This window comes from Frankia sp. CcI156, assembly GCF_001983015.1.
Taxonomy (GTDB): Bacteria; Actinomycetota; Actinomycetes; order Frankiales; family Frankiaceae; genus Frankia; species Frankia casuarinae.
Genome location: NZ_MOMD01000004.1, coordinates 1 through 20,846, shown reverse-complemented (window position 1 = coordinate 20,846; position 20,846 = coordinate 1). Strand labels below are relative to the sequence as shown.

20 protein-coding genes are annotated in these 20,846 nt (G+C 71.8%); 7 read left to right on the top strand and 13 right to left on the bottom strand.

Annotated features, from left to right (window positions below):
• Positions 1-75: 75 nt before the first annotated feature.
• The gene (purS, locus tag CcI156_RS02475) at positions 76-360 is read right to left on the bottom strand and encodes a phosphoribosylformylglycinamidine synthase subunit PurS (protein WP_011438783.1); all 285 of its coding nucleotides are present in this window, start codon (positions 358-360) and stop codon (positions 76-78) included.
• Positions 361-494: 134 nt separating this feature from the next.
• On the opposite strand from purS, the gene CcI156_RS02470 reads away from it, so the two are divergent.
• Positions 495-1,136 carry an HAD family hydrolase gene (locus tag CcI156_RS02470; protein WP_011438782.1) on the top strand — a complete coding sequence of 214 codons (642 nt, stop codon included), beginning with the start codon at positions 495-497 and terminating at the stop codon, positions 1,134-1,136.
• Between the two features lie 57 nt (positions 1,137-1,193).
• Here the strand turns inward: CcI156_RS02470 and CcI156_RS02465 are convergent, their stop codons facing one another.
• On the bottom strand, positions 1,194-1,568 hold the full coding sequence (locus CcI156_RS02465) for a hypothetical protein (protein WP_175637531.1): 375 nt from the start codon (positions 1,566-1,568) through the stop codon (positions 1,194-1,196).
• Positions 1,569-1,811: 243 nt separating this feature from the next.
• Between CcI156_RS02465 and CcI156_RS02460 the strand changes: the two genes are divergently transcribed.
• Positions 1,812-2,207, top strand: a complete 396-nt coding sequence (locus CcI156_RS02460) for a cold-shock protein (RefSeq protein ID WP_011438780.1) — start codon at positions 1,812-1,814, stop codon at positions 2,205-2,207.
• 172 nt (positions 2,208-2,379) lie between these two features.
• On the opposite strand, the gene CcI156_RS25400 is transcribed toward CcI156_RS02460, so the two are convergent.
• Complete coding sequence (locus tag CcI156_RS25400) at positions 2,380-2,547, bottom strand: hypothetical protein (RefSeq protein ID WP_023840638.1); 168 nt, start codon at positions 2,545-2,547, stop codon at positions 2,380-2,382.
• 355 nt (positions 2,548-2,902) lie between these two features.
• On the opposite strand from CcI156_RS25400, the gene CcI156_RS02450 reads away from it, so the two are divergent.
• Positions 2,903-4,684 carry a DUF4352 domain-containing protein gene (locus tag CcI156_RS02450; protein WP_076804184.1) on the top strand — a complete coding sequence of 594 codons (1,782 nt, stop codon included), beginning with the start codon at positions 2,903-2,905 and terminating at the stop codon, positions 4,682-4,684.
• A 116-nt stretch (positions 4,685-4,800) separates the two neighbouring features.
• Complete coding sequence (locus CcI156_RS02445) at positions 4,801-5,559, top strand: HNH endonuclease family protein (protein WP_076804182.1); 759 nt, start codon at positions 4,801-4,803, stop codon at positions 5,557-5,559.
• An 86-nt stretch (positions 5,560-5,645) separates the two neighbouring features.
• Here CcI156_RS02445 and CcI156_RS02440 read toward each other — a convergent pair whose 3' ends face one another.
• The 5 genes from CcI156_RS02440 to CcI156_RS02420 form a co-directional block, all read right to left on the bottom strand.
• Entirely contained in the window at positions 5,646-5,996 is a 351-nt protein-coding gene (locus tag CcI156_RS02440; RefSeq protein ID WP_011438777.1) for a rhodanese-like domain-containing protein, read from the bottom strand.
• A gap of 42 nt (positions 5,997-6,038) precedes the next feature.
• Entirely contained in the window at positions 6,039-6,884 is an 846-nt protein-coding gene (locus tag CcI156_RS02435; protein WP_011438776.1) for a 1,4-dihydroxy-6-naphthoate synthase, read from the bottom strand.
• Between the two features lies 1 nt (position 6,885).
• Positions 6,886-7,899: a futalosine hydrolase gene (gene mqnB / locus CcI156_RS02430; RefSeq protein WP_076804181.1), complete on the bottom strand. Its 1,014-nt coding sequence runs from the start codon at positions 7,897-7,899 to the stop codon at positions 6,886-6,888.
• A 291-nt stretch (positions 7,900-8,190) separates the two neighbouring features.
• Entirely contained in the window at positions 8,191-8,640 is a 450-nt protein-coding gene (locus CcI156_RS02425; protein ID WP_011438774.1) for a hypothetical protein, read from the bottom strand.
• A 105-nt stretch (positions 8,641-8,745) separates the two neighbouring features.
• The gene (locus tag CcI156_RS02420; protein ID WP_076804180.1) at positions 8,746-10,311 is read right to left on the bottom strand and encodes an MFS transporter; all 1,566 of its coding nucleotides are present in this window, start codon (positions 10,309-10,311) and stop codon (positions 8,746-8,748) included.
• Between the two features lie 92 nt (positions 10,312-10,403).
• Here CcI156_RS02420 and CcI156_RS02415 point away from each other — a divergent pair, with 92 nt between their 5' ends.
• On the top strand, positions 10,404-11,309 hold the full coding sequence (locus CcI156_RS02415) for a DUF3027 domain-containing protein (RefSeq protein WP_076804183.1): 906 nt from the start codon (positions 10,404-10,406) through the stop codon (positions 11,307-11,309).
• 50 nt (positions 11,310-11,359) lie between these two features.
• Here the strand turns inward: CcI156_RS02415 and purL are convergent, their stop codons facing one another.
• From purL to CcI156_RS02395, 4 genes are all read right to left on the bottom strand, one after another.
• On the bottom strand, positions 11,360-13,645 hold the full coding sequence (purL, locus tag CcI156_RS02410) for a phosphoribosylformylglycinamidine synthase subunit PurL (RefSeq protein ID WP_076804179.1): 2,286 nt from the start codon (positions 13,643-13,645) through the stop codon (positions 11,360-11,362).
• A 78-nt stretch (positions 13,646-13,723) separates the two neighbouring features.
• Complete coding sequence (purQ, locus tag CcI156_RS02405; protein WP_011438770.1) at positions 13,724-14,437, bottom strand: phosphoribosylformylglycinamidine synthase subunit PurQ; 714 nt, start codon at positions 14,435-14,437, stop codon at positions 13,724-13,726.
• Positions 14,438-14,576: 139 nt separating this feature from the next.
• The gene (locus CcI156_RS02400) at positions 14,577-15,104 is read right to left on the bottom strand and encodes an ATP-binding protein (protein ID WP_011438769.1); all 528 of its coding nucleotides are present in this window, start codon (positions 15,102-15,104) and stop codon (positions 14,577-14,579) included.
• Positions 15,105-15,224: 120 nt separating this feature from the next.
• The gene (locus CcI156_RS02395) at positions 15,225-16,184 is read right to left on the bottom strand and encodes an NAD(P)/FAD-dependent oxidoreductase (protein ID WP_023840646.1); all 960 of its coding nucleotides are present in this window, start codon (positions 16,182-16,184) and stop codon (positions 15,225-15,227) included.
• A 509-nt stretch (positions 16,185-16,693) separates the two neighbouring features.
• Here CcI156_RS02395 and CcI156_RS02390 point away from each other — a divergent pair.
• Together CcI156_RS02390 and CcI156_RS02385 are read left to right on the top strand one after the other, a co-directional pair.
• A complete protein-coding gene (locus tag CcI156_RS02390) occupies positions 16,694-17,866 on the top strand; it encodes a DUF5926 family protein (protein ID WP_035941424.1) in 1,173 nt (390 codons plus the stop codon).
• A 113-nt stretch (positions 17,867-17,979) separates the two neighbouring features.
• On the top strand, positions 17,980-19,260 hold the full coding sequence (locus tag CcI156_RS02385; protein WP_076804177.1) for a geranylgeranyl reductase family protein: 1,281 nt from the start codon (positions 17,980-17,982) through the stop codon (positions 19,258-19,260).
• Between the two features lie 71 nt (positions 19,261-19,331).
• Here CcI156_RS02385 and CcI156_RS26525 read toward each other — a convergent pair.
• A partial coding sequence (locus tag CcI156_RS26525) for an AAA family ATPase (protein ID WP_254847239.1) occupies positions 19,332-20,846 on the bottom strand: 1,515 nt, incomplete at its 5' end.

Sequence of the window (20,846 nt, the reverse complement as noted above, 5' to 3'; positions counted from 1 at the left end):
GGGGGGCCGAGCCGCCCCGAGCCCCCCGCGTTGCGCCTTCGGCGCTGCCTTGGTTGGCTGGCTGCGCGGAGAGGCTCAGCCGGCGGGGCTGCCCACCGACGGCGTGGAGACGTCCTCGATGCGCACCGCGTAGTCCTCGATCACCGGATTGGCCAGCAGGGTCGAGGCCAGGTGCTCGACCCGGGCCAGGACCGCGCCGTCGAGGTCCGTGCCCTCCTCCAGCTCCAGCTCGAAACGCTTGCCCTGGCGGACCCCGACGATCCCACTCACGCCGAGGCGCGGCAGCGCGGCGAGCACCGCCTGCCCCTGAGGGTCGAGAATCTCCGGCTTGAGCATCACATCCACCACAACCCTGGTCACACCCGCGGACACTACCGGTCGAGCGGCGTAGTGAGCCGGATCTCGCCCGCCCGGGGCGTACAGATCGTACAGATCCGGTAGGCGATCTTGGATAATGCGGGCTTCCCGGGAACATCGGCCCTTAAGCTCGGCTGGTGTCGTTCTGGCGGGCATCCGTCCCGGTCGTCGGGTTCGATCTCGATCTGACCCTGTTGGATGCCCGGCACGGCATCCGGGCGACCTTCGCCGTCCTGTCCGCCGAGACCGGGGTGGCGGTGGACGCCGAGACGGTCGTCGCCCGGCTCGGCCCGCCGCTGGAGACGGAGCTCGCCCACTGGTTCCCGCTGGCCGAGGTCGCGGCCGTGGCGGCCCGCTACCGCGAGCTCTACGCGGTCCACGCGCTGCCGGCGTCGCTGCCGATGCCGGCAGCGGTGGCCGCGGTGGCCGCGGTGCGGCGGCTAGCCGGCCGGGTAGTGGTCGTCACCGCGAAGAGCACGGCGCTGGCCCGCGCGAGTCTGGACCGGATCGGCATCACCGCCGACGTGGTGGAGGGAGCCCGGTTCGCGCAGACGAAGGGCGAGGCCCTGCGCGCCCACCGCGTGGACGTCTTCGTCGGTGACCACGTCGGCGACATGGTCGGCGCCCGCGACGGCGGTGCTCTCGCCGTCGGGGTCGCCACCGGGCCCTGCTCGGCCGCCGATCTGCTCTCCGCCGGCGCCGACGTCGTCCTCCCCCGGCTGGCCGACTTCCCGCCCTGGCTGGTCGACGAGGCCCGGCGCCGACGACAGCCGGGCTGACGCCGCGACGCGGTGGGCCCGGCGGGGGTCCGCACCCCCGGCCGTGAGATCAAGGAACTACCGGGAACGGGTGACAGGATCTGCCCGCGAACCGGTGCCGTCCCCGGGGTGGTCGGCGTCCCCGGGACGATCGGCCTCCCTGCGGGCCCCGTGGTCGGGCGGATGTGGGTTGTTCACGTAGAGATCGGGATCGCTCTCCTCGGGAATCCGGGATCGGGCGGCGGCGAGCACCCCCACCAGCGCCACGGCGAACCCGATGGTCAGTCCGCCGCCGGCGACGGCGTTCAGCCAGGTCGGCAGATTCTCGGCGCCCAGGAAGAAGGGGATCACCGCCGCCGCCGTGGCGACCAGACCGGTTCCGAAGAGCACGGCCCCGATCCGGACCAGCCGATCCGCCCAGGTCACCGGCGGCGGGGTTGCGACCGGAGCCATGACCTCGCTTACCGCACCGCCGGCCACGGGTCCGACCTGCCRGGACGAGGGTTTCGCCGACACGTGCGACAGCCTACGAGGATGTGTGCCGAACGCGGGCCGGGCCACTGTCACGGGAGGGAGATGGGCGCACCCGACAGCCGATCGCTACCGAAGACGCACGCGACGTGCGGCCGACGGATAGCCTGGGAATCACTCATCTTCCGTTGCGTTGTCCTGCCGTTACACAGAACGAGGTCGCCCGTGCCCACCGGCAAAGTCAAGTGGTTCGACGTCGACAAGGGCTTCGGCTTTCTCAGCCGGGACGACGGCGGCGACGTCTTCGTGCACAAGGCCGCCCTGCCCGCCGGGGTCGACCGGCTGAAACCCGGCGACCGGGTCGAGTTCGGCGTCGCCGCCGGGCGGCGTGGCGACCAGGCACTGTCGGTCCGGCTGCTGACCGCCCCGCCGTCGGTCGCCAAGGCGGCCGCCCAGGCCGCGCGGCGCAGTCCGGACGAGCTGCACAGCATGGTCGAAGACATGATCAAGGTGCTGGACGACGTGCAGCGGGACCTTCGTCGCGGCCGGTATCCCGACCGGCGGACCGCCCAGCGGGTCGCCAAGGTCGTGCACGCCGTAGCCAACGAGTTGGAGGTCTAGACCGGCGGCAGGAAACCGACCCGTCGGCCGCACCCGGTGCACACCGCGACCTGGGCGCCCGGTTCCTCGTCGGACGCCGCCAGGTGGGTCAGTGGCACCGGGCCACCGCACCAGGGGCAGAGCAGCCAGGGGCCGTCCACCCCGCGTGGCCCGGGCTCGGACGGACCGGATGTCACGTTTCCGCCAGCACAACGGTCACCCTAGCCGCATCCATCGAATCCGCTGTCGAATCCGCTGTTCCCATCAGATCAGCGACACCGGCCGAGCCAGCCACATCAATCGGGATCCGGGCATGAGCCGAGATCGAGCCCTTCATCAGATTGGCCACACTGGTACGCATCGGTTCACGATGCCTCCTCGGTTAGGGCCTCATCCGCCGCGGCCTGCGCGCCGTGGCGGCAACACATTGTCGGGGAGCCGACCGGTCCCGTCGGCGGGGAGCCCGCGTGCGACTGGAAGCGTTGGCAGTGCGGCAGACTGCGAACGTAGACCAGACCGAACCATGAGCAGCCCCGCAGCCGGCCGCGGTGGCATCRCCGAGGGCCGTCCCACCTCCGCTGATCGGCGGAGGGCAYGGATCGGCGGTCGGAACGAGGCGTCGGATCGGGATTCGAGAGGCATTCGTGTGACAAGCAGTGGACAGCGGTCGTGATCACAGCCGTGCGGTGCTGACCGTGGCCGACAACGCCGCACGCATGGGTCCCGGCCGCTCCGAACCAGGTGATCCGCTCAATCCACACGAGCCCCGGTCGGTCGGCCCCTACGTTCTGCTCAGCCGGCTCGGGGTCGGCGGCATGGGCACGGTCTACCTGGCGAGGAACCGGGCCGGACGGCGGGTTGCCATCAAGGTCATCAGACCGGACCTGGCCGCCGACGAGGAGTTCCGCCGCCGGTTCCGGGCCGAGGTCGAAGCGGCACGCAAGGTTGCTCCCTTCTGCACCGCCGAAGTCCTGGACGCGGATCCGAATGCGCCCGCGCCGTACCTCGTCACCGAGTTCATCGACGGCGTCCGGCTGGACATGCAGGTCGACAAGGGCCCGCTGACCTCGTCGACCCTGACCGGACTGGCCGTGGGGGTCGCGACGGCGCTCACCGCGATCCACAGCGCCGGCCTCGTCCATCGGGATCTCAAGCCCAGCAACGTGATGCTCTCACTGTCCGGGCCACGCGTGATCGATTTCGGGATCGCGCAGGCCCTCGAGGGCGCGAAGGCGAAGCCCACGGCATGGGGCTTCGGCTCCGCCGGGTGGATGGCGCCCGAGCAGGTGCACGGCCAGCCCATCGGTCCGGAGGCGGACGTCTTCGCCTGGGGCATCCTCATTGCCTACGCTGGTACCGGCCGCCACCCGTTCGGCGACGGTACGGACATCGACCTCGGCATGCGCATCGTCGGGTCCGCCCCGGACCTGCGCGGTCTGCCGCAGCCACTGGTCGGCCTGGTCAGCGCGGCCCTGGCCAAGCATCCCGACGACCGGCCGAGCGCCCGGGACCTGCTGCTGCGGCTCATCGCGCAGCCACCCTCCCGCGGTACCGGTGCCATCGGCGAGGCGATGGGTCAGGCCGAGGAGCTCCTGAGCAGAACCGGCGAGGTGCCCCGCGCCGCCCCGACCCGGATCGGCCCGGCGACCTCGGCTCCCGCGCGTCAGGTCCACTGGAACGCGGGCGCTCCCGCCGCCCGGGCGGGCCAGGGACCGGGACAACCACGCCAGGCACCACCGGGGCAGTCCGGTGCGCACAGCCCGAGGGGACGCCCCGGCCCGCGGCCCGCCCAGCTGGGCGAGCGGATGGGTGGGCAGGTCCCCGGCGCGCCGCCGGGGCCGTGGTCCGGCCAGGCTCCCGATCGGCACGGGCCGGTACCGGGCGAGCCCGGCGCGCCGTACCCGTCCTTCGCCCAGCCGCCGCCGGCCCGCGGGCTCGATCGCAGGCGACTCGTCTGGATCGCCGTCATCGTCCTGGGCGCGCTGATCGCCATCGCGGTCGTGGTCAGCCTGCCCGGAAAGAGCGGCCAAAATGGTTCCGCGGAACAGTCGGYGGCCACGACCGCCCCGTCGCGCTCCACCGGTCCGAGCACGGCACCGKGTCCGGCCAGCGGCCTGAACCGCCCCGTCACGGATGGCCAGCTCGAGTTCATCGTGGATTCCTTCCGATGCGGGCAGACCAAACTCGGTGACGGACTGYTCGCTCGGCACACGGACGGCCAGTTCTGCCTGGCCCACGTGACCGTGCGCAACATCGGCGACTCCACCCGCACGCTGGTGACCTCATCCCAGTTTCTGTGGGACGGCGGCGGCGGCCGGCACAGCGCCGATTTCCTCGCCCGCTTCCAGCTGAGTAACGAGGATCTGTGGGATTCGATCAACCCGGGTGACCTCAGAGCGGGCACCATGGTCTTCGACATCCCACGGGACGCCACGGCCCAGGAGTTGGAGCTGCACGACAATCCGGTGAGCGCGGGAGCCCGCGTTCCCGTCCCCTGACGGTGGCCGACCAACCCGGCGGGCCGATCTCCAGTTAATGTCACCCTCGATCCGAACGGACCCGAAGCGGGGCGAGCACTTCCCACGGGTTCCGAACCGTCGAGGTGGGGAGTCCGGTGCGAAGAAGCGGTGTCGGTCCAGATCGTCACGGACCCGGTCGGCCCGGTCGACCCGGCGGAGCCGCGGCCCTCGCCGTCCTCGCCGTTTTCGTCCTCGTCGGCGGCCTGACCGGTTGCAGTGACCTTTCCGACCAGACCGGAACGTCCAACCAGGTTGGTGCCCCGACCGCCAGCGGCTCGGCGCTGAAGCTGCTCGCCACCCTTCCGATCAAAGCGGAGGACAACTCTCCCAGGTACCGCCGGGACGAGTTCGGGCCCGCCTGGTCGGACATCGACGACAACGGGTGTGACACCCGTAACGACATTCTGCGGCGAGATCTGCGCAGCACCACCATCCGCAGATCGGACGGCTGCACGGTGCTGACCGRCGAGCTCCGGGATCCGTACACCACCAGAATCATCCGTTTCGACCGTGGACGGAACTCCGCCAGCGTGCAGATCGACCACGTCGTCCCCTTGGCGGATGCGTGGCGGACCGGCGCGCTCAACTGGACCGCTCGGGAACGGCTCCAGTTCGCCAACGATCCRGAGAACCTGCTGGCTGTCGACGGTCCCACGAATCAGCGCAAGAGCGATCACGACGCCGCCGAATGGTTGCCGCCGAGCCCGGGGGAGCAGTGCCCCTACGTCGCGCGCCAGGTGGGATTGAAGGCCCGTTACCGCCTGTGGGTCGTCCAGGCGGAGGCGGACGCGATGCGCGCCGTTCTCCAGAAGTGCCCGAACCAGCCGGCACTGGGGCTGACCCCGAGCGGCTGACCGGAAGCCCGCGGCGCTGAATCATCCGAGAAATGCGGAGCAGCCGGCGGGGTCGGCCCGGACCCGGCGGGGTCGGCCGGCGGTTCTCAGCGGACGGTGGGCGCGGCGCCGCTCTCGCTCACCATCGGGCGGCCGTGCGCCTGCCAGGAGAGCATCCCGTCAGTCAGGTTGCGGACCTGCCAGCCGCCCTGCCTGAGGTAGTTGGTGACGGCGGCGGACCTACCGCCCGAGCGGCACACCACGACGACCTCGCGTTCCCGGGGAACCTCGTCGAGCCGGGCGACCAGTTCACTCATCGGGATGTGCAGCGCGCCGGCGATGTGACCGGCGGACCACTCGTCGGGCTCCCGCACGTCCACCATCAGCGGGGCACCGTCCGCGGAAAGCTCGACCGGTAGCTCCGCGACGCCGACAGCCGGTATCTGATCGGTACTCACGTCTCCATCCTGCCATCAGGACCCTCCGAGGGGGCTCGCGGTTCAGCGCAGCGGCCGCGGAAGCACGGGGACGAGGTCGGCGTCGGCGGCGCGGGAGAGCAGGGCCTCGACGGCGGCGAACCCTTCGTCGCCGAGGTCGAGGCTGAACTCGTTGACGTACAGCTGGATGTGGGCGTCGACGACGTCGGGCGTCATCTCCTGGGCGTGGGCGAGGACGTAGTCGGCGCTGGCGGCGGGATCGGCGAAGGCCGCGGCGACGCTCGCCCGCACCGCGGCGGACAGCACCGGACCGTCCAGCCCCCGGCGGGCGAGGATCGCGCCGAGCGGAATGGGCAGCGAGGTCTGGCCCTCCCACCAGTCGCCAAGGTCGACGAGCGCCGTCAGTCCATAGGACGGGTAGGTGAAGCGGGACTCGTGGATGACGAGCCCCGCGTCATACGCGCCATCGCGGACGGCGGGCATGATCTTCTCGAAGGGAAGCACGTCGACGTTCGTCACGCCCTCGTCGGCCGCCCACAGCCGGAACAGCAGGTAGGCCGTGGTGCGGGTGCCGGGGATGGCGACCCGGGCACCGCGCAGGTCCGACCGCCCGGCGGTGAGGACGAGTGGGCCGCAGCCGCGGCCCAGGGCCCCGCCCGCCGTCAGCAGCTGATACCCGGTGAGCAGCCACGGCAGGGCGGCGTAGGACACCTTGACGAGGTCGTCCCGCCCGTCGGCGGCCCGGGTGTTGAGGACGTCGATGTCGGCGAAGGTCACCGACACCTCGGGTGCTCCCGGGACGAGTCCGTGCGCGAGGGCGTGGAAGGCGAACGTGTCGTTGGGGCAGGGCGAGATGGCGAGCGAGAGCGGACCCGGAAGGTTCGAGGTGGTCGCCCGGCCAGCACCCATCTCAGTGCTCTCCCGTCCCGTGGTGGCCGCTGTTCCCGTGGTGGCCGCGGGCACCCGGGTGCCCGGCCGGGATCGTGGTGGAGACGTCGTTCGCGGTGGCCACCGGTGCGGCCGTCACCAGGCCGTCCGGGTGGGTGACGAGTGCCGCGGCGGCCGTGCGGAGGCTGGCCAGCGCGACCGGCAGGTTCCAGCCGGACCGGTCCCGGCGCCCGACCGTGTTGCTGATGGTACGGATCTCCACCACCGGGACGCCGAAGGCCCGGGCGGCCACCCCGACGGCGTACCCCTCCATCGACTCCGCCACCGGGTCCAGCCGCTCGGTCAGCGCCGTGGCCCGACGCTCGGTGCCCGTCACCGTCGACACGCTGATCACGCTACCCGTGACGATCCGCCGACCGGTGACGTCGAGCACCGTGCCCAGGCGGTGGACGAGGTCCGGATCCGGGACCACCGTGGACGAACCGAGCCCGAGATCCTCCAGGCTCAGGAACGACCCCGCGGGGTTCGACGAGTGGGCGAGGCCGCCGCGGGGTGCCGGCGCGCCGTTGCTGTGGAACCCGAGATTGCGGTCCATCTCGCTGATGCGGCCGRTCGGCGGAGCGGGCGGTTCCTCGTCAAGGCCGGACTCCGCGCCGAGGTCGGCGGCGACGATGCGATCGGCGAGGACGATGTCCCCGATCTCCGCCCAGCCGCGGAACCCACCGCCGATCCCCATCGCCACCACCAGGCTGAACGGCTGCCCCGCCGCGCTCGCCACYGACAATGCCACCGCGGTGCCCGCCGCCGCGGCCGGGCCGCCGGTGCCCGCCGCGAGCACCGTCACCGGTCCGCGTCGCCGGCCCACGTAGGGGCCCAGGGTGGAGGTGGTGAGAAGCTGGCGGTCCCATTCGGGGGACACCAGGCTGCCCGGTCCGACGGGGGTTCTGGTCCGACCGCTCGACCAGCTGCCCATCAGGCCGGCACACACCGCGTCCGCTTCGGCGGTCACCGCGGTCACGATCAGGGTACGGCTCACGATCAGGTCCGGATCATGATCTGGGGACGTCCTCGTCTGTTGTCGCATGCTGTCGGTCGATTCACCCGAACACCACCGCACCGGACGGCTGGGTAACAGCGCGGGATTTTCGATGGGGTGCAAATCGGACTTGTTGCCGGACCTTAGCATCGCGGACGACGCTGCGTGGTCCCGGTGGGGAGGTGTGGCACGCTGCGCGCACGGTGTATCCCCGTTCGGGGGCTGGTGTGCGCGGGTCGTTGGTTCCGGTCCGGCGGCGGAGTGGCCGGMGGCGGAGTGGCCGGCGGCGGGTCAGGGCTTGAAGGTGACCAGGAACGGCCAGCTTCCCGACGCCTGGTCGCTGGAGCTGCCCGCCTCGGGAAGCGCGAACACCACGAGCAGGGCAGGCGTGTTCTTGGCGGGAACGTACCGGTAGTGCGTCTCGCTGATCTTGTCGGTCACCCGCTCCCTGCCCAGGACGAGGAAGTAGCCGCGGTCGGCGACCGACGTCGGCACGTCGATGTTGATGGCGCTTCCGGGCCTGACCGTGATGTGCGGCGGTGATACCGATTTCTGGATCACCGTTCCGTCCCGCTCGTACTGCGCGGCGTTCGTCCGCACGAAGTGTCCCCCGGACTCCATGGTCACCAGGGGAGTCGGTCGCTCGCAGCCGCTCAGGCCGAGGCCGACGACGACCGCGGCGGCGAGAGCCGCGGCGAGCCGCCGGAACGGGAGACGGCGGAGGAGGTGGGGCGTGCGCACGGTCGGAGGGTATCGCCGCCCGTGCGGTGGCGTCGCTCGCCGTCAGGGCCTTCAGCCGCTGGCCGGTGGGCACGGTGGCCCGGGTCACGTCGCTGGCGTGCCGGATCAGTTCCGGCGCCGCCATCGGAGGCCGCGGGCCGTTCGTCGGCGGTCAGGCCGGGTCGGACCGGTCGGATCCTGGAGCGTCGCCGGAATGGGGAGTGGGGCCTGCCGCCACGGGTCGGCCGGTGGCAGCGGCGTTGACGCGGTCGCGTGGGCCGACGGGGGCATGGGTGTCGGTGTGGGMATCGGTATCGGCGGGGGCATGGGTGCCTGCGGGGGAACCCCTGGGTGACCGAGTGGTTTCGTTGTGTCCGGATCGTTGTGGGCGGGTGGGCGGTTGCGGGTGTCCGCGCGGAACTGGGTGCGGGCGGCCAGCCGGGACCGACGCAGCGCGCCGGCCTCCACGAACAACGTGATCCCCATCGCCGCCGCGGCCACCGCGAAGCCGACCGTCCCGGGCATCTCGATCAGTCCGAGGCCCCCGCCGGCGACCCAGGCCAGCTGCAGACCGGTCTCAGAGCGGGCGAACGCGGAGTTGCGGGTGGTCTCCGGGATGTCCCGCTGGATGATCGCGTCCAGCGCCAGCTTCCCCATCGACCCCGCCATGGACGCCAGCAGCGCGGCGACCAGCGAGGTGAACTTGGTGTAGGTGATCGCCGCACCGAGGCATCCCCCTGCCGCCAACACCAGCGCGAGCATGAGGATGCCCTCGGGACGGCGCCGGCCGAGCCGGCCGCCGATGAAGACTCCCAGGCCGCTGCCGGCGCCCGCGCAGACCGCGAGCCCGCCCAGCCACAGGTTGTTCCCGCCGTTGGTGCGCAGGAGGAACGCCAGATAGAACGTCAGGAAGCCGACCAGACTGCGTAGCACCAGGGCGGCGCGCAGCGCCACCGGCAGCGTGCCGAGGAACGCCCGGATCCGCGCCCCGACGCCGCGCCGGGCCACGCTTGAGGGAAGCGGGCCGCGCAGCGGCTGCTCACCGGCGGCGGAGTCGACGTGCCCGGGCAGGTTGAACGCCAGTAGGACCCCGGCCATGTAGACGAGGGCACAGATTCGCAACACCCAGGGATAGCCGACGAAAGGGATGTTGGCGATGCCCAGCCCGACGGGTGCCACKACCGCCCCGGCGACGATGTTTACCAGCGAGATCCGTGAGTTGATCGTGACGAGCGTGAGTTCCGCCGGGGCCACCCGGGGAATGAYGGCGCTGCGCGCGACGCCGAACCCGCGGGAGAGCACGAGCAGGCCGAGCGCGAGGGGGTAGACGGCCAGCCCGTCGAGTGCCCCCGCGAGCTGCCACGCCAGCAGCCCGCGGCCCAGGCAGATGGCGGCGAGCGCCGTCCGCCGACCGTAGGCCACCCGGTCCAGCAGTGGACCGATGACCGGCGCCAGCAGGGCGAACGGCACCATGGTGACCAGTAGGTAGAGGGCGACCTTCGACCGGGCCTCGCCGGACGGGACGGCGAAGAACAGCGAACCCGCCAACGCGACGGTCACCAGCGCGTCCCCGGCGGCGTTGACGAACGACAGCTCCGTCAGCGACGACAGCCCCGACCGGTCGGCGTCATTGCCGCGCACACTCGCCCGCAGCCGGCGCAGGCTGTTCACCACTGTGCTGCCCAGGTTCACCCTGCCCAGTGTCCTCGTCCTGGACCGGCGCCGTCCTGGACCGGCGCGGCGCCGTCCTGGACCTGCGCCACTACGACCACGTCGGGCGGTGGATGGGTTCGTGGGTGAGAATACTTCYCGTGGATGCTCCCGATGTTCGTAGGACGGTCCGGTCCGGGCGGGAACCCGTGGCCGATCCGACCTGTGCGGCCGCCGTCGACCTGGCCCGGCAGGCGGCCGTCGAGGAGGCGGGGTCCGCGGCGGAGGTCGGTGCGCATCTCGGCGTCGAGAGCGAGGGGGACCGCCTCGTCCTGCACCGGTTCGCCTGCCTGGCGCGGGCCTATCCCGGCTGGGTCTGGACAGTGATCGTTACCCGGGCCGCGCGGGTGCGCAAGGCGACGGTCGACGACGTCGTGTTGATGCCCGGGGACGGGGCCATGCTGGCGCCCCCGTGGGTCCCCTGGTCGGAGCGGCTGCGGCCGGGCGACGTCGGGATCGGGGACCTGCTGCCGACCGCCATCGACGATCCTCGGCTCGCGCTGCGCACAGAGGACGCCGAGGAGTTCGTCGACACCGACGTCTTCCTTGAGCTCGGTCTGGGGCGGGCCCGGGTGCTGTCCGTGACCGGGCGGGAGGAGGCGGTCGAACGCTGGTACGCGGGTCCCGCCGGCCCGGACGCATCCATCGCGAAGGTGGCGCCCGCATCCTGCCTGACCTGCGGATTCCACGTGCGGCTCGCGGGTGCGCTCGGCCGGATGTTCGGCGTCTGCGCCAACGAGCTCGCACCGGACGACGGCCGGGTCACGTCGATCGACCACGGCTGTGGGGCGCACTCGGAGGCACTGGTGGCTCCTTCGGCGCATCCCGAACCCGTCCTGTTCGACGAGGACCCCTCCGACCTGGAGCCGATCGACGTCGAGCTGGTGGGTGTGGCCGCCCATCCGCCGGGTTCGGTGGACGACAACGGGGCGGGCGAGACCGCGGACGGCCCGGGACCGGAGCCCTACGGCCACTCCTGACCGGCCTCGCCCGCCGGGACTTACTCGGATTTATCCGGACGTACTCGTGTCTAGGTGAGCCGGCCGAACAGTGCCGGCAGCGTTYCCTCGTGCGCCGCGCGCAGCTCGTCGAGGCCGACGGTGAAGGCGTCCTGTACGTCGAGGGTGTCCCCGTCGACGACACCGACACGCCGCCACGGCAGGCCCCRCACCTCGCACATGTCGGTGAAGCGCAGTTCCTCCGCGCGGGGCACCGCGACGACGGCGCGGCCGGCCGACTCGCTGAACAGCTCGACGAACGGGTCCGATCCGGCCGGCAGGATGATCCGGGCGCCGTGCCCGCCGCGCAGGCACGACTCGACGAGCGCCTGGGCGAGCCCACCGTCGGAGAGGTCGTGCGCGGCGGTGAGCATGCCGTCGCGGGAACCGGCGACGAGGATCTCGCCGAGTAGCTTCTCCCGGGCGAAGTCGACGGCCGGCGGCTCGCCGCCGAGATGGCGATGCGTCACCCACGCCCACTCCGAGCCGCCGAATTCGTCGGCGGTCTCGCCGAGCAGGATCAGGACGTCCCCCTCCTCGGCGAAGCCGATGGGCGTCCGGCGCGTGACGTCGTCGAACAGGCCGAGCACCCCGATCACCGGGGTCGGATGGATCGGCGTCGAGCCGGTCTGGTTGTAGAACGAGACGTTGCCGCCCGTCACCGGGAGGCCGAGCCGCCGGCAGCCCTCGGCGAGGCCCGCGCACGCCTGGGCGAACTGCCACATCACCTCGGGGTCCTCTGGGGAGCCGAAGTTCAGGCAGTTCGTCACCGCGATCGGCACCGATCCRGCGACGGCCACGTTGCGGCACGCCTCCGCCAGGGCGAGCTGGGTGCCGGCGAACGGGTCGAGCCGTGCGTACCGTCCGTTGCCGTCGGTGGCGAGCGCGATCCCCAGGCCGGTGGCCGCCGACAGCCGAAGCACGCCCGCATCTTCCGGCTGGGCGAGCACGGTGCCCGCCTGCACGTACCGGTCGTACTGGTCGGTCACCCAGGCCCGCGAGCACAGGTTCGGGGAGGCGACCAGCCGCAGCAGGGTCTCCCGCAGCTCCGGCCCGGTCCGTGGCCGGGCGAGCCGGGCGGGCGTGGGTGCGTCCGCCCGGACCAGGTCGAAGTCGACCGGGCGGCGCAGGGGGCGCTCGTAGACCGGGCCATCGTCGGCGAGTGATCCGGGCGGAACGTCGACGACGACCTCGCCGTGCCAGCGTACGGTCAGCCGACCGCTGTTGGTGACGGTGCCGATCCTGGTCGCGAGCACACCCCAGCGCTCGGCGAGGGCGAGAACCTCGGGCAGCGCCTCGGGCGTGACGATCGCCAGCATGCGCTCCTGGGACTCGCTCGCGAGGACCTCGTGCGCCGCCATCGACGCCTCGCGCAGGGGCACGAGGTCGAGGTCGACCTCCATGCCGCCGGGCTGGCCGGTGGCGATGCCCGCGGCGGTGGTCTCGGTCAGCGCGCAGGTCAGCCCGGCGCCGCCGAGATCCTGGATGCCGGTGACGAGCTTGCGGTCGAACAGCTCCAGGCASGTCTCGATCAGGATCTTCTCGGTGAACGGGTCGCCGACCTGCACCGAGGGTCGCCGGGCCGGGCCGCCGCCCTCGTCGAAGGTTGCCGACGCCAGTATCGAGACGCCGCCGATGCCGTCCCGGCCGGTCTTGGCGCCGAGCAGGACGACGGCGTTGCCGACCCCGGTCGCCGCCGACGTCTGCACCCGATCGACCGGCATGACCCCGACGCACAGGGCGTTGACCAGCGGGTTACCCGCGTAGGTCGGGTCGAAGACGACCTCGCCGCCGATGGTGGGCAGGCCGAGGCAGTTGCCGTAGCCACCGATGCCGGCGACGACCCCGGGCAGGACCCGGGCGGTGTCCGCCGCGTCGGCCTCGCCGAAGCGCAGCGGGTCGAGCACGCCGATCGGGCGGGCCCCCATGGTCAGGATGTCACGGACGATGCCGCCTACACCCGTCGCGGCCCCCTGGTACGGCTCGACGAAGCTGGGGTGGTTGTGCGACTCGATCTTGAAGGTGACCGCCAGCCCCTCGCCGACGTCGACGACGCCCGCGTTCTCCCCCATGCCCACCAGCAGCCGGTCCGTCAACGGGGTGTCCCGGAACTGCCGCAGATGCACCTTGGAGGACTTGTAGGAGCAGTGCTCGCTCCACATCACCGAGTACATCGCGAGTTCGGCGTCGCTGGGCCGGCGACCGAGGGTCGCGATGATCCGGGCGTACTCGTCGTCGGTGAGCCCCAGCTCCTGGTAGGGCTGCTCGGCGGGGGGACTCACGGAGGTGGCCGCGGGGGCGGCGGGGTTGCCGGTCACCCTCCCATCCTCGCCGATATCCCCTGGTCCGGGCGCCCGGGTGGGCCAGGAGACCCCTTCGTAACCAAAAATCCTTCTTTAAGAGGAAAAAGCCGACAAAAAGCCGGACAGCACCGAGGTGAACATGCGAAGCCCGTCGACCCCGGGGCCGGTGAGGTCGTCGACAGCATGCTCGGGATGCGGCATCAGGCCCACGATCGTCCGGCTCTCGTTACAGATCCCGGCGATGTCGGCCGCCGACCCGTTGGGATTCCCGCCGACGTAGCGCACCACAACCCGCCCGGCCGCCTCGAGTTCGGCGAGCACGTCCGGGGCCGCAACATAGCGGCCATCCCCGTGCTTCACCGGGATGACGATCTCCTCGCCGTCCTGGTAGCCGCGGGTCCAGGCAGTGCCCGGCGCCTCGACCCGCAACCGCTGGTCGCGGCAGACGAAGTGCAGTCCCACGTTGCGGGTCAGTGCCCCGGGGAGCAGGCCGGCCTCGCAGAGCACCTGAAACCCGTTGCAGATGCCGAGAATCGGCAGGCCCGCGCGGGCCGCCGGGACGAGGGCCGCCACCATGGGCGAGAACCGGGCTATCGCACCGGCACGCAGGTAGTCACCGTAGGAGAATCCGCCGGGCAGGATGACGGCGTCAACGCCGGCGAGATCGCTGTCGCCATGCCAGAGGGAGACCGGTTCGGCACCGGCGGCCCGCACCGCGAGCGCCGTGTCCTGGTCATCGAGGGAGCCGGGGAAGGTGACGATCCCGATCCGGGCCGGCGAGTCCGCCTCAGTCATTACCACACCCATCGCGATACCCGCCCAGATTCCTCGGAGTCCACTCCCGTCAGCGTAGCCGGTCGAATCGTGGGGCGGCCGATCGACGAAGGGAGCGGCGGGGGACGGCGGGAGACGGTGGACGGCGGGAGATGGTGGACGGCGGGAGACGTCAGACCGGATGGATGCCCTCGGCCACCTCCGGGCGGGAAGCGGGCCGGAGCCCCGTCCGCGCCCGGCTCAGCCGCGCCCCGGGAGCGCTCTCCTCCCAGGTGAGAGTCTTTTCCAGATGCACGCGGGTGCCCCGATGGGGGCTGTCCACCTGGTGGAACTGCACCCGGTCCATCAGAGCGCGCATGAGAAAGATGCCGCGGCCTTGCTCGGGAACATTATCCGGCCTGGGGGAATCRCCATTCTGGCGGGCTGTCCGATCGAGCTCATCCGCGCTGTCGAAACCGTCGCCGCGATCGCTCACCTCGATGACAGCGACTTCGTTGTCCACTCCCACAAAAACCTCGTACTCGTCGCCGGCATGAGCATGTAGAAGAACGTTGTCGCACGCTTCGGTCAAGGCGATTTCAACATCGTCAATGCATTCTTTATTGACGCCCAGGACTTTCAGGGACTGCGTACAGATACGTCGAATCACGGGTATGGAGATCTCATCGTGGGGCAACGACAGGCTTACTTTGATCTCCATGTCGGAGGGTGTACCCGCGTCACGCATCGTCAACCGAACGACCTACGCCGACACAGGCTCGATCCGGTCACATGTCATCGGTCATCGTAATCGGTTATTGCGATAGGTTGTCGCAATCGGTTATCTCAATCKGGCGGCAAGGGCCCGGCCCAGCTCGGTGCCCGAGCGCCAGGCACTCTCGATCTTCGGTGTTCCCCAGCCGTCGCCGGCGAGCCCGATCCCACTGCTGGACAGGTAGTACGGCTGTTCGTGYGGACGGTCCGGGCGAGCGAAGGTCCACTTTTGCACATACGTCCAACTGGGTTGCATCGTGATGGTGAGCAGGCGCCGTAGCGCCGCGACGAGATCGGGCCCGGCCGCCGCGGGGTCGGCCAGCCGCGGCCGCGCGAAATCCGGCGTCGAGTGGGCGACCAGGACGGCGGCATTGTCACCCCGGCGACGACCGTCGTCGGCGATCCAGGCAATCGTATCGTCGTCGTGGACGAAGGCTCCGTCGATCGGTGCCCAGCACCGGTAGGGCCAGCCGGCGAGCAGCGCCAGCACCGGCGACCAGGGTCGGCCGGCGAGCTGCGCCCGCTCCTCGGTGCAGGCCGGGTCGAGATGGCGCAGCGCCTGCGGGTCGGGCATCGCGAGGACCACCGCGTCGGCGGCCTCGTCGTCAACGCGGGGACCCGGGGTGACCCGGCGGATCGGTGTGGACTGCGTGACCTGCACCCCGGCTCGGGAGGCGAGGTCGGCGACCAGGGAACGCAGCCCGCGCGGGGCGGCGTACCGCAGCGGGCCGGAACGCGGCTCGGCCAGGGTGGCGGTCGGCCCACTGATTACCGACATTCGGTGCGTCCAGGGGCGTACCAGGCCACGGATGAACCAATCGTCCACGACTTCGCGGAACTCCGGCGAGGTGGCGGTGAAGTACGACGCGCCGGAGTCCACGATGCGCCCGTCTATCCACCGTGAGGCCATCCGTCCGCCGATCACGCGGCCCCGGTCACGGACATCCACGGTGATTCCCTCGGCTAGCAGTGCGCTGGCGCAGGCGATCCCAGCAATGCCCCCGCCGGCGACGACGACCTTCGCCACCGATCCCCCTATATCGAGATGAATGCCGCGGGCGCCGCATGCCGATTGGCCTTTCACCGGTTCCCGCGGCGTCGCCCTCCTGGATGTGTCGCCACGGTGACGGTGGCTTGCGGACGAGCGTTGATGATGCTCGCCATCAGTCCCGCCAGTGCCCGTCCGCCGAACGGCTGTGTTCATCGTGCCCATTGAGGAGGGGTCCGCGTGCGGTATCCGTGGTGATGCTTTCGCAGCGACGGGATAGTCCCTGCCGCGGAAGAGGGTTATCCCTGAACGGGCGCCCGAGATACCGGGGATGCATCTGTCGTTGACCGGGTCTGTCGTCGACCGGGTCTGTCGTTGACCGGATCTGTCGGCTGTCGGCCCTCCGTCARCCCGCTCCCGCGACGGGATCGGTGGTGTTTGCCACGGCCACGGCCGCCACCCGGTACCCTCGTCATCCGCCGAGCATGGCTTAGCCTTACCCGCAGGAAGTCCATGACCGCGCGTGACGGTCTCTACCTCAGGAGGTCGTGATCGCTCGCCGACCCGCACCCCAGCGTCCCGGCACCCGCCCGGCACGAGTCGCCACGCCCGGCTCTGGCGGGGGAGCCGCACGGAGCCGTCGCCGCCCGTCCGTCCACGGATCCGATGGTGCCATCCCCGCCGTCGGACCGCGGGAACCCTGTCCCTGCGGGTCGGGCCGTCGTTACAAGGCGTGCCACGGCGAGCGGAACCGGCCGGCTCCCGTGCTGCGCCCGTTCGCGGGCCGCCGCGACGAGCCGGACCTGGTCGCCCTGCGGGAGCTGGTGCCCAGCGCCACCGCGCCGCTGGCCCTGGCGGCGGCCTACCTCGCCGACCATCCCGAGCACGCCGACCGGCGCATCACRCTCTGCACGATGCTGCCGCAGGCCGCCCCCGCCCTGGTACGCGAGGACGGCGAAATCCTGGTCGCCCTGCAGATCGCCCTTCCGGGTCTGGACGTATCGCGGGACGTCGCCGGTGCCCTGCTCGCCGCACTCGCCGCCGAGCCGGGGAGTGTGATCGACATCCCGCCCGCCTCCGCGCCGCGCCTCGTGGAACAACTGCCCGCGGGACTCGCCGGGTTGCCCCGGCTCACCGACCTGCTGGACCCGGCGCCCCTGGACATCACCGTTCATTCCGGATTCGGATGGTGGCTGCCACCGTCCGACGAGGAGAGCGGTCCGAACCCGGAGGTGGCGGTGATGCTGGAGCGCGCCAACGCCACCGTGGTGCCCACCGTACGGCTCACCTCGGTGCCGGCCGCCTACTGGTGCCATCCCGGTGACCGCTGGCACCTGCGGTGGGCGCTTCCGCTGGCCTGGCCGGGTGCGGCGGGTGCTGCGGCGGGCACCGACTCCGAGGCCGAGGCGGTCGCTCCCATCGGCGCGGGCGCCGACGTCGCCCCCACCGAGGAGGCGTTGCTGGATGCGCTGGCTCGCCTGGCCGCGGCCGAACGTCTCACGGTGGGGGAGGGCTCCAGGTTCATCGGGTTCTTCCGCGCCGCCGGGCTCGTCGTGCCCGTCTGGGATCTCGCGCCCGGAAGCGAGGCGGGTAGCTGTGAGGAGCCGGCCGCCGCGCTGCGGGTGGCCTACCAGAGGGCACTGGCCGACACCACGGCACTGACCGCGCACGAACGCCGGGTGCGGGCGGGTCTTGTTGGACGCAGCCTCACCCTGCGCTGACGGCATCGGCGCAGACCGCGCTGCCTGGGCGGGGTGCGCTGCCTGGGCGGGGTGCGCTGCCTGGGCGGGGTGCGCTGCCTGGGCGGGGTGCGGTGTCGGGAGGATGGAGCGCTGTGAGCAGGGTTGACGACCCGGAGAACACCTTTGACGTCATTGTCGTCGGGGCGGGTCCGGCCGGTGGCAGCGCGGCGCGGGCGGCGGCGAACGCCGGGGCCCGGGTGTGCGTGCTCGAACGCTCGGCGGTACCTCGTTACAAGACCTGCGGTGGCGGCCTGGTCGGCCTTTCGGCGGATCATCTCGGCATCGAACTGGCCGGTCTGGTTCGAGCCAGCGTCAGCTCCCTGACGATGACCTGGGACGGCCGCTTCGAGGTCACCCGCGGCCGGTCCGGCGGCCGTCCCTGGATGTCGATGGTGATGCGATCCGATCTGGACGCCGCTCTCCTGGCCGCGGCGGCCGCGGCCGGCGCGACCGTGCGGACCGGTGCGCACGTGGTGGGGCTGACCGAGAGCGGGCCGGGCGGGACCGGGATCGCCGAGGACGCCGGGGATCAGGACGACGGTTGGGTGACCGTGCGTCTGCGTGCGGGGGCGGACCTGCGCGCTCGGGTGGTGGTGGGTGCGGACGGCACCTCGGGTCGTTGCGGCACCTATGTCGGTGTCCGCTGTGACCAGGTCGACGTCGGCCTGGAGGGCGAGTTTGTCGCCGACCCGGCGCGTGYCGCGCGATGGGCCGGACGCATGCTCATCGACTGGGGGCCGGTGCCGGGTTCCTACGGGTGGGTGTTCCCCAAGGGACGGGTGCTCACGGTCGGCGTGATCGGTGATCGTGCCGAGGGCGCCGCGCTGCGCGCCTATTACACCCGGTTCGTCGACCGTCTCGGGCTCACCGACCTGCCGCGCCAGCATGACTCYGGACATCTCACCCGGGTGCGGGCCGTCGCCTCCCCGCTGCGGCGGGGCCGGGTGTTGGTCGCGGGGGACGCGGCCGGGCTCCTGGATCCGTGGACACGCGAAGGCATCTCGTTCGCATTACGGTCGGGTCGGCTCGCCGGGGAGGCGGCCGCCGCGGCGAGTGTGGGCGTCGGTCGCGCGAGGGCGGGCGTGACCCGGGCCGGGGGGGTAACGGATACAAGGCCCACTGGCCCGGGCGCCACGGCGCTCGACGCCTTGGCGGCCTATCCCGCGCGCGTCGAGGCGATCCTGGGCCCCGAGATGGCGGCGGGACGAGAGGTCCTGGCCGCGTTCACCCGCCGGCCGGGCGCGATGCACACGGTCATGGCGGCTCCGGGCACCTTCGGGCTGTTCACCCGGCTCATCGAGGGACGGACCACCATCGCCCGGCAACTGCGTCGTCCCGGCGTGCGGGCGGCGGTGGCGGCACTGAGCCACTGAGGCACTGAGGCACTGAGGCACTGAGCCACTGAGGCACTGAGCTGCTGAGGCAGCCGGCGGTGTCAGCGGCGTCAGCCGCCCGGGTAGCCGCGGCGTTCCTCGCCGAAGCGTTCGGCTACCGCGCCGGCGATCTCCCGATAGGCCGCCCGCGTCTCCCGTTTCAGGTTCGACAGCACGATCCGTCCCCCGTCGGCCAGATGCGGGTCGAACGGGACCCGGACCACCCGTCGCGTCCGGGCTTCAAAATGCCGTTCCAGCGTGTCGACGTCGACCCGCTCGCCCTGGACGGGGAACATCGAGATCACGGCGACCGCCTCGCGGACATGGTCGGAGTAGCCGTGCGCGTCCAACCAGTCGAGGGTGGCGCTCGCGCTGGACCCGCCGTCGGCGCTGGCGCTGCTCACGATCACCAGCGTGTCGGCTAGCTCCAGCACCCCATGCATCGCACTGTGCAGGATGCCCGTCCCACAATCGGTCAACAGGATCGAGTAGTGCCGTTGCAGCAGATCGTCGGCTGCCCGGTAGTCGGCGTCCCCGAAGGTGTCCGACAGCTCCGGATCGTTGGCCGACGCCAGCACCTCCAGCCTCGAGTCGGYCTGTGACAGGTACCTGCGGACGTCCACGTACCGGTGCAGACGCGGAGCGTCCTCCAGCAGTTCGCGCACCGTGTGGGCGGAGGTGCGTGGCACCCTGGAACCCAAGGTGCCACGGTCCGGATTCGCGTCGATCGCCACCACCCGGTCATCGCGCAGGCTGGCCAGCGTGGAACCGACCGCCACCGTCGTCGTGGTCTTGCCGACGCCGCCCTTGAGGGACATCACCGCGATGCGGTGACAGTCGTGCAGCGGGTTCCGGATGCGCGCGAGGAGCCGGCGGTCGCGAACCTCGTCGGGGGACGGACCGGGGTTCACCGCGCCCGCCGAGACCTGGTAAACGAGCCTGCGCCAGCCGCGGGACGCCGTCTCCGGGGGAGCGGGCAGCAGTGCGCTGGTGGCGAGCCCCGCCCGGCCGTTTCCCGTCTCCCGGGAACCCGTCTCCCGGGAACCCGGTCCCACCGGGCCACCGGCCCGACGCCGGCCGGCCGCGGCCGATGGGTCGTGCTCCGTCCGGAACGATTCGTCGTGGGCCCGGCCGTCGTGGGCCCGGCCGTCGTGGGCCCGGCCGTCGTGGGCCTGATCGCCGCGGTTCGGATCGCGGTGCCGCCCGGTCCCGGCCGGTCCGCCGGRCGACCCGGCCGGCTCGGGATCGCGTAGCCAGGAGGGGATGCGGCCGGCTTCGGTGGGCGTGCGGGCCGGGCCGGTGTACGGGCCGCCGGCCGCCTTACTTCCGGTTCTCGACCGGTCGGGCGGCGGCGGCGCGGGATACTCGGTTGACGGTCGATAGGTCTCGTATCGCCCATCCATCTCGCCGTACGGCCGGGGAGCGGCGGAGTCGAAGTCCGCTCGTCTCATCGCGGCGGTCTCCTCCAGCGCGGACGAGTTCGCCGCCGCCACCGGCGGCGTGCTCCGCCACGGATCATGGCGCTCGTCCCGCGGGGCCGGTGGCGGGGACTGGGCGTACGGGTCGGACGGTGGCGGGTTCAGCGG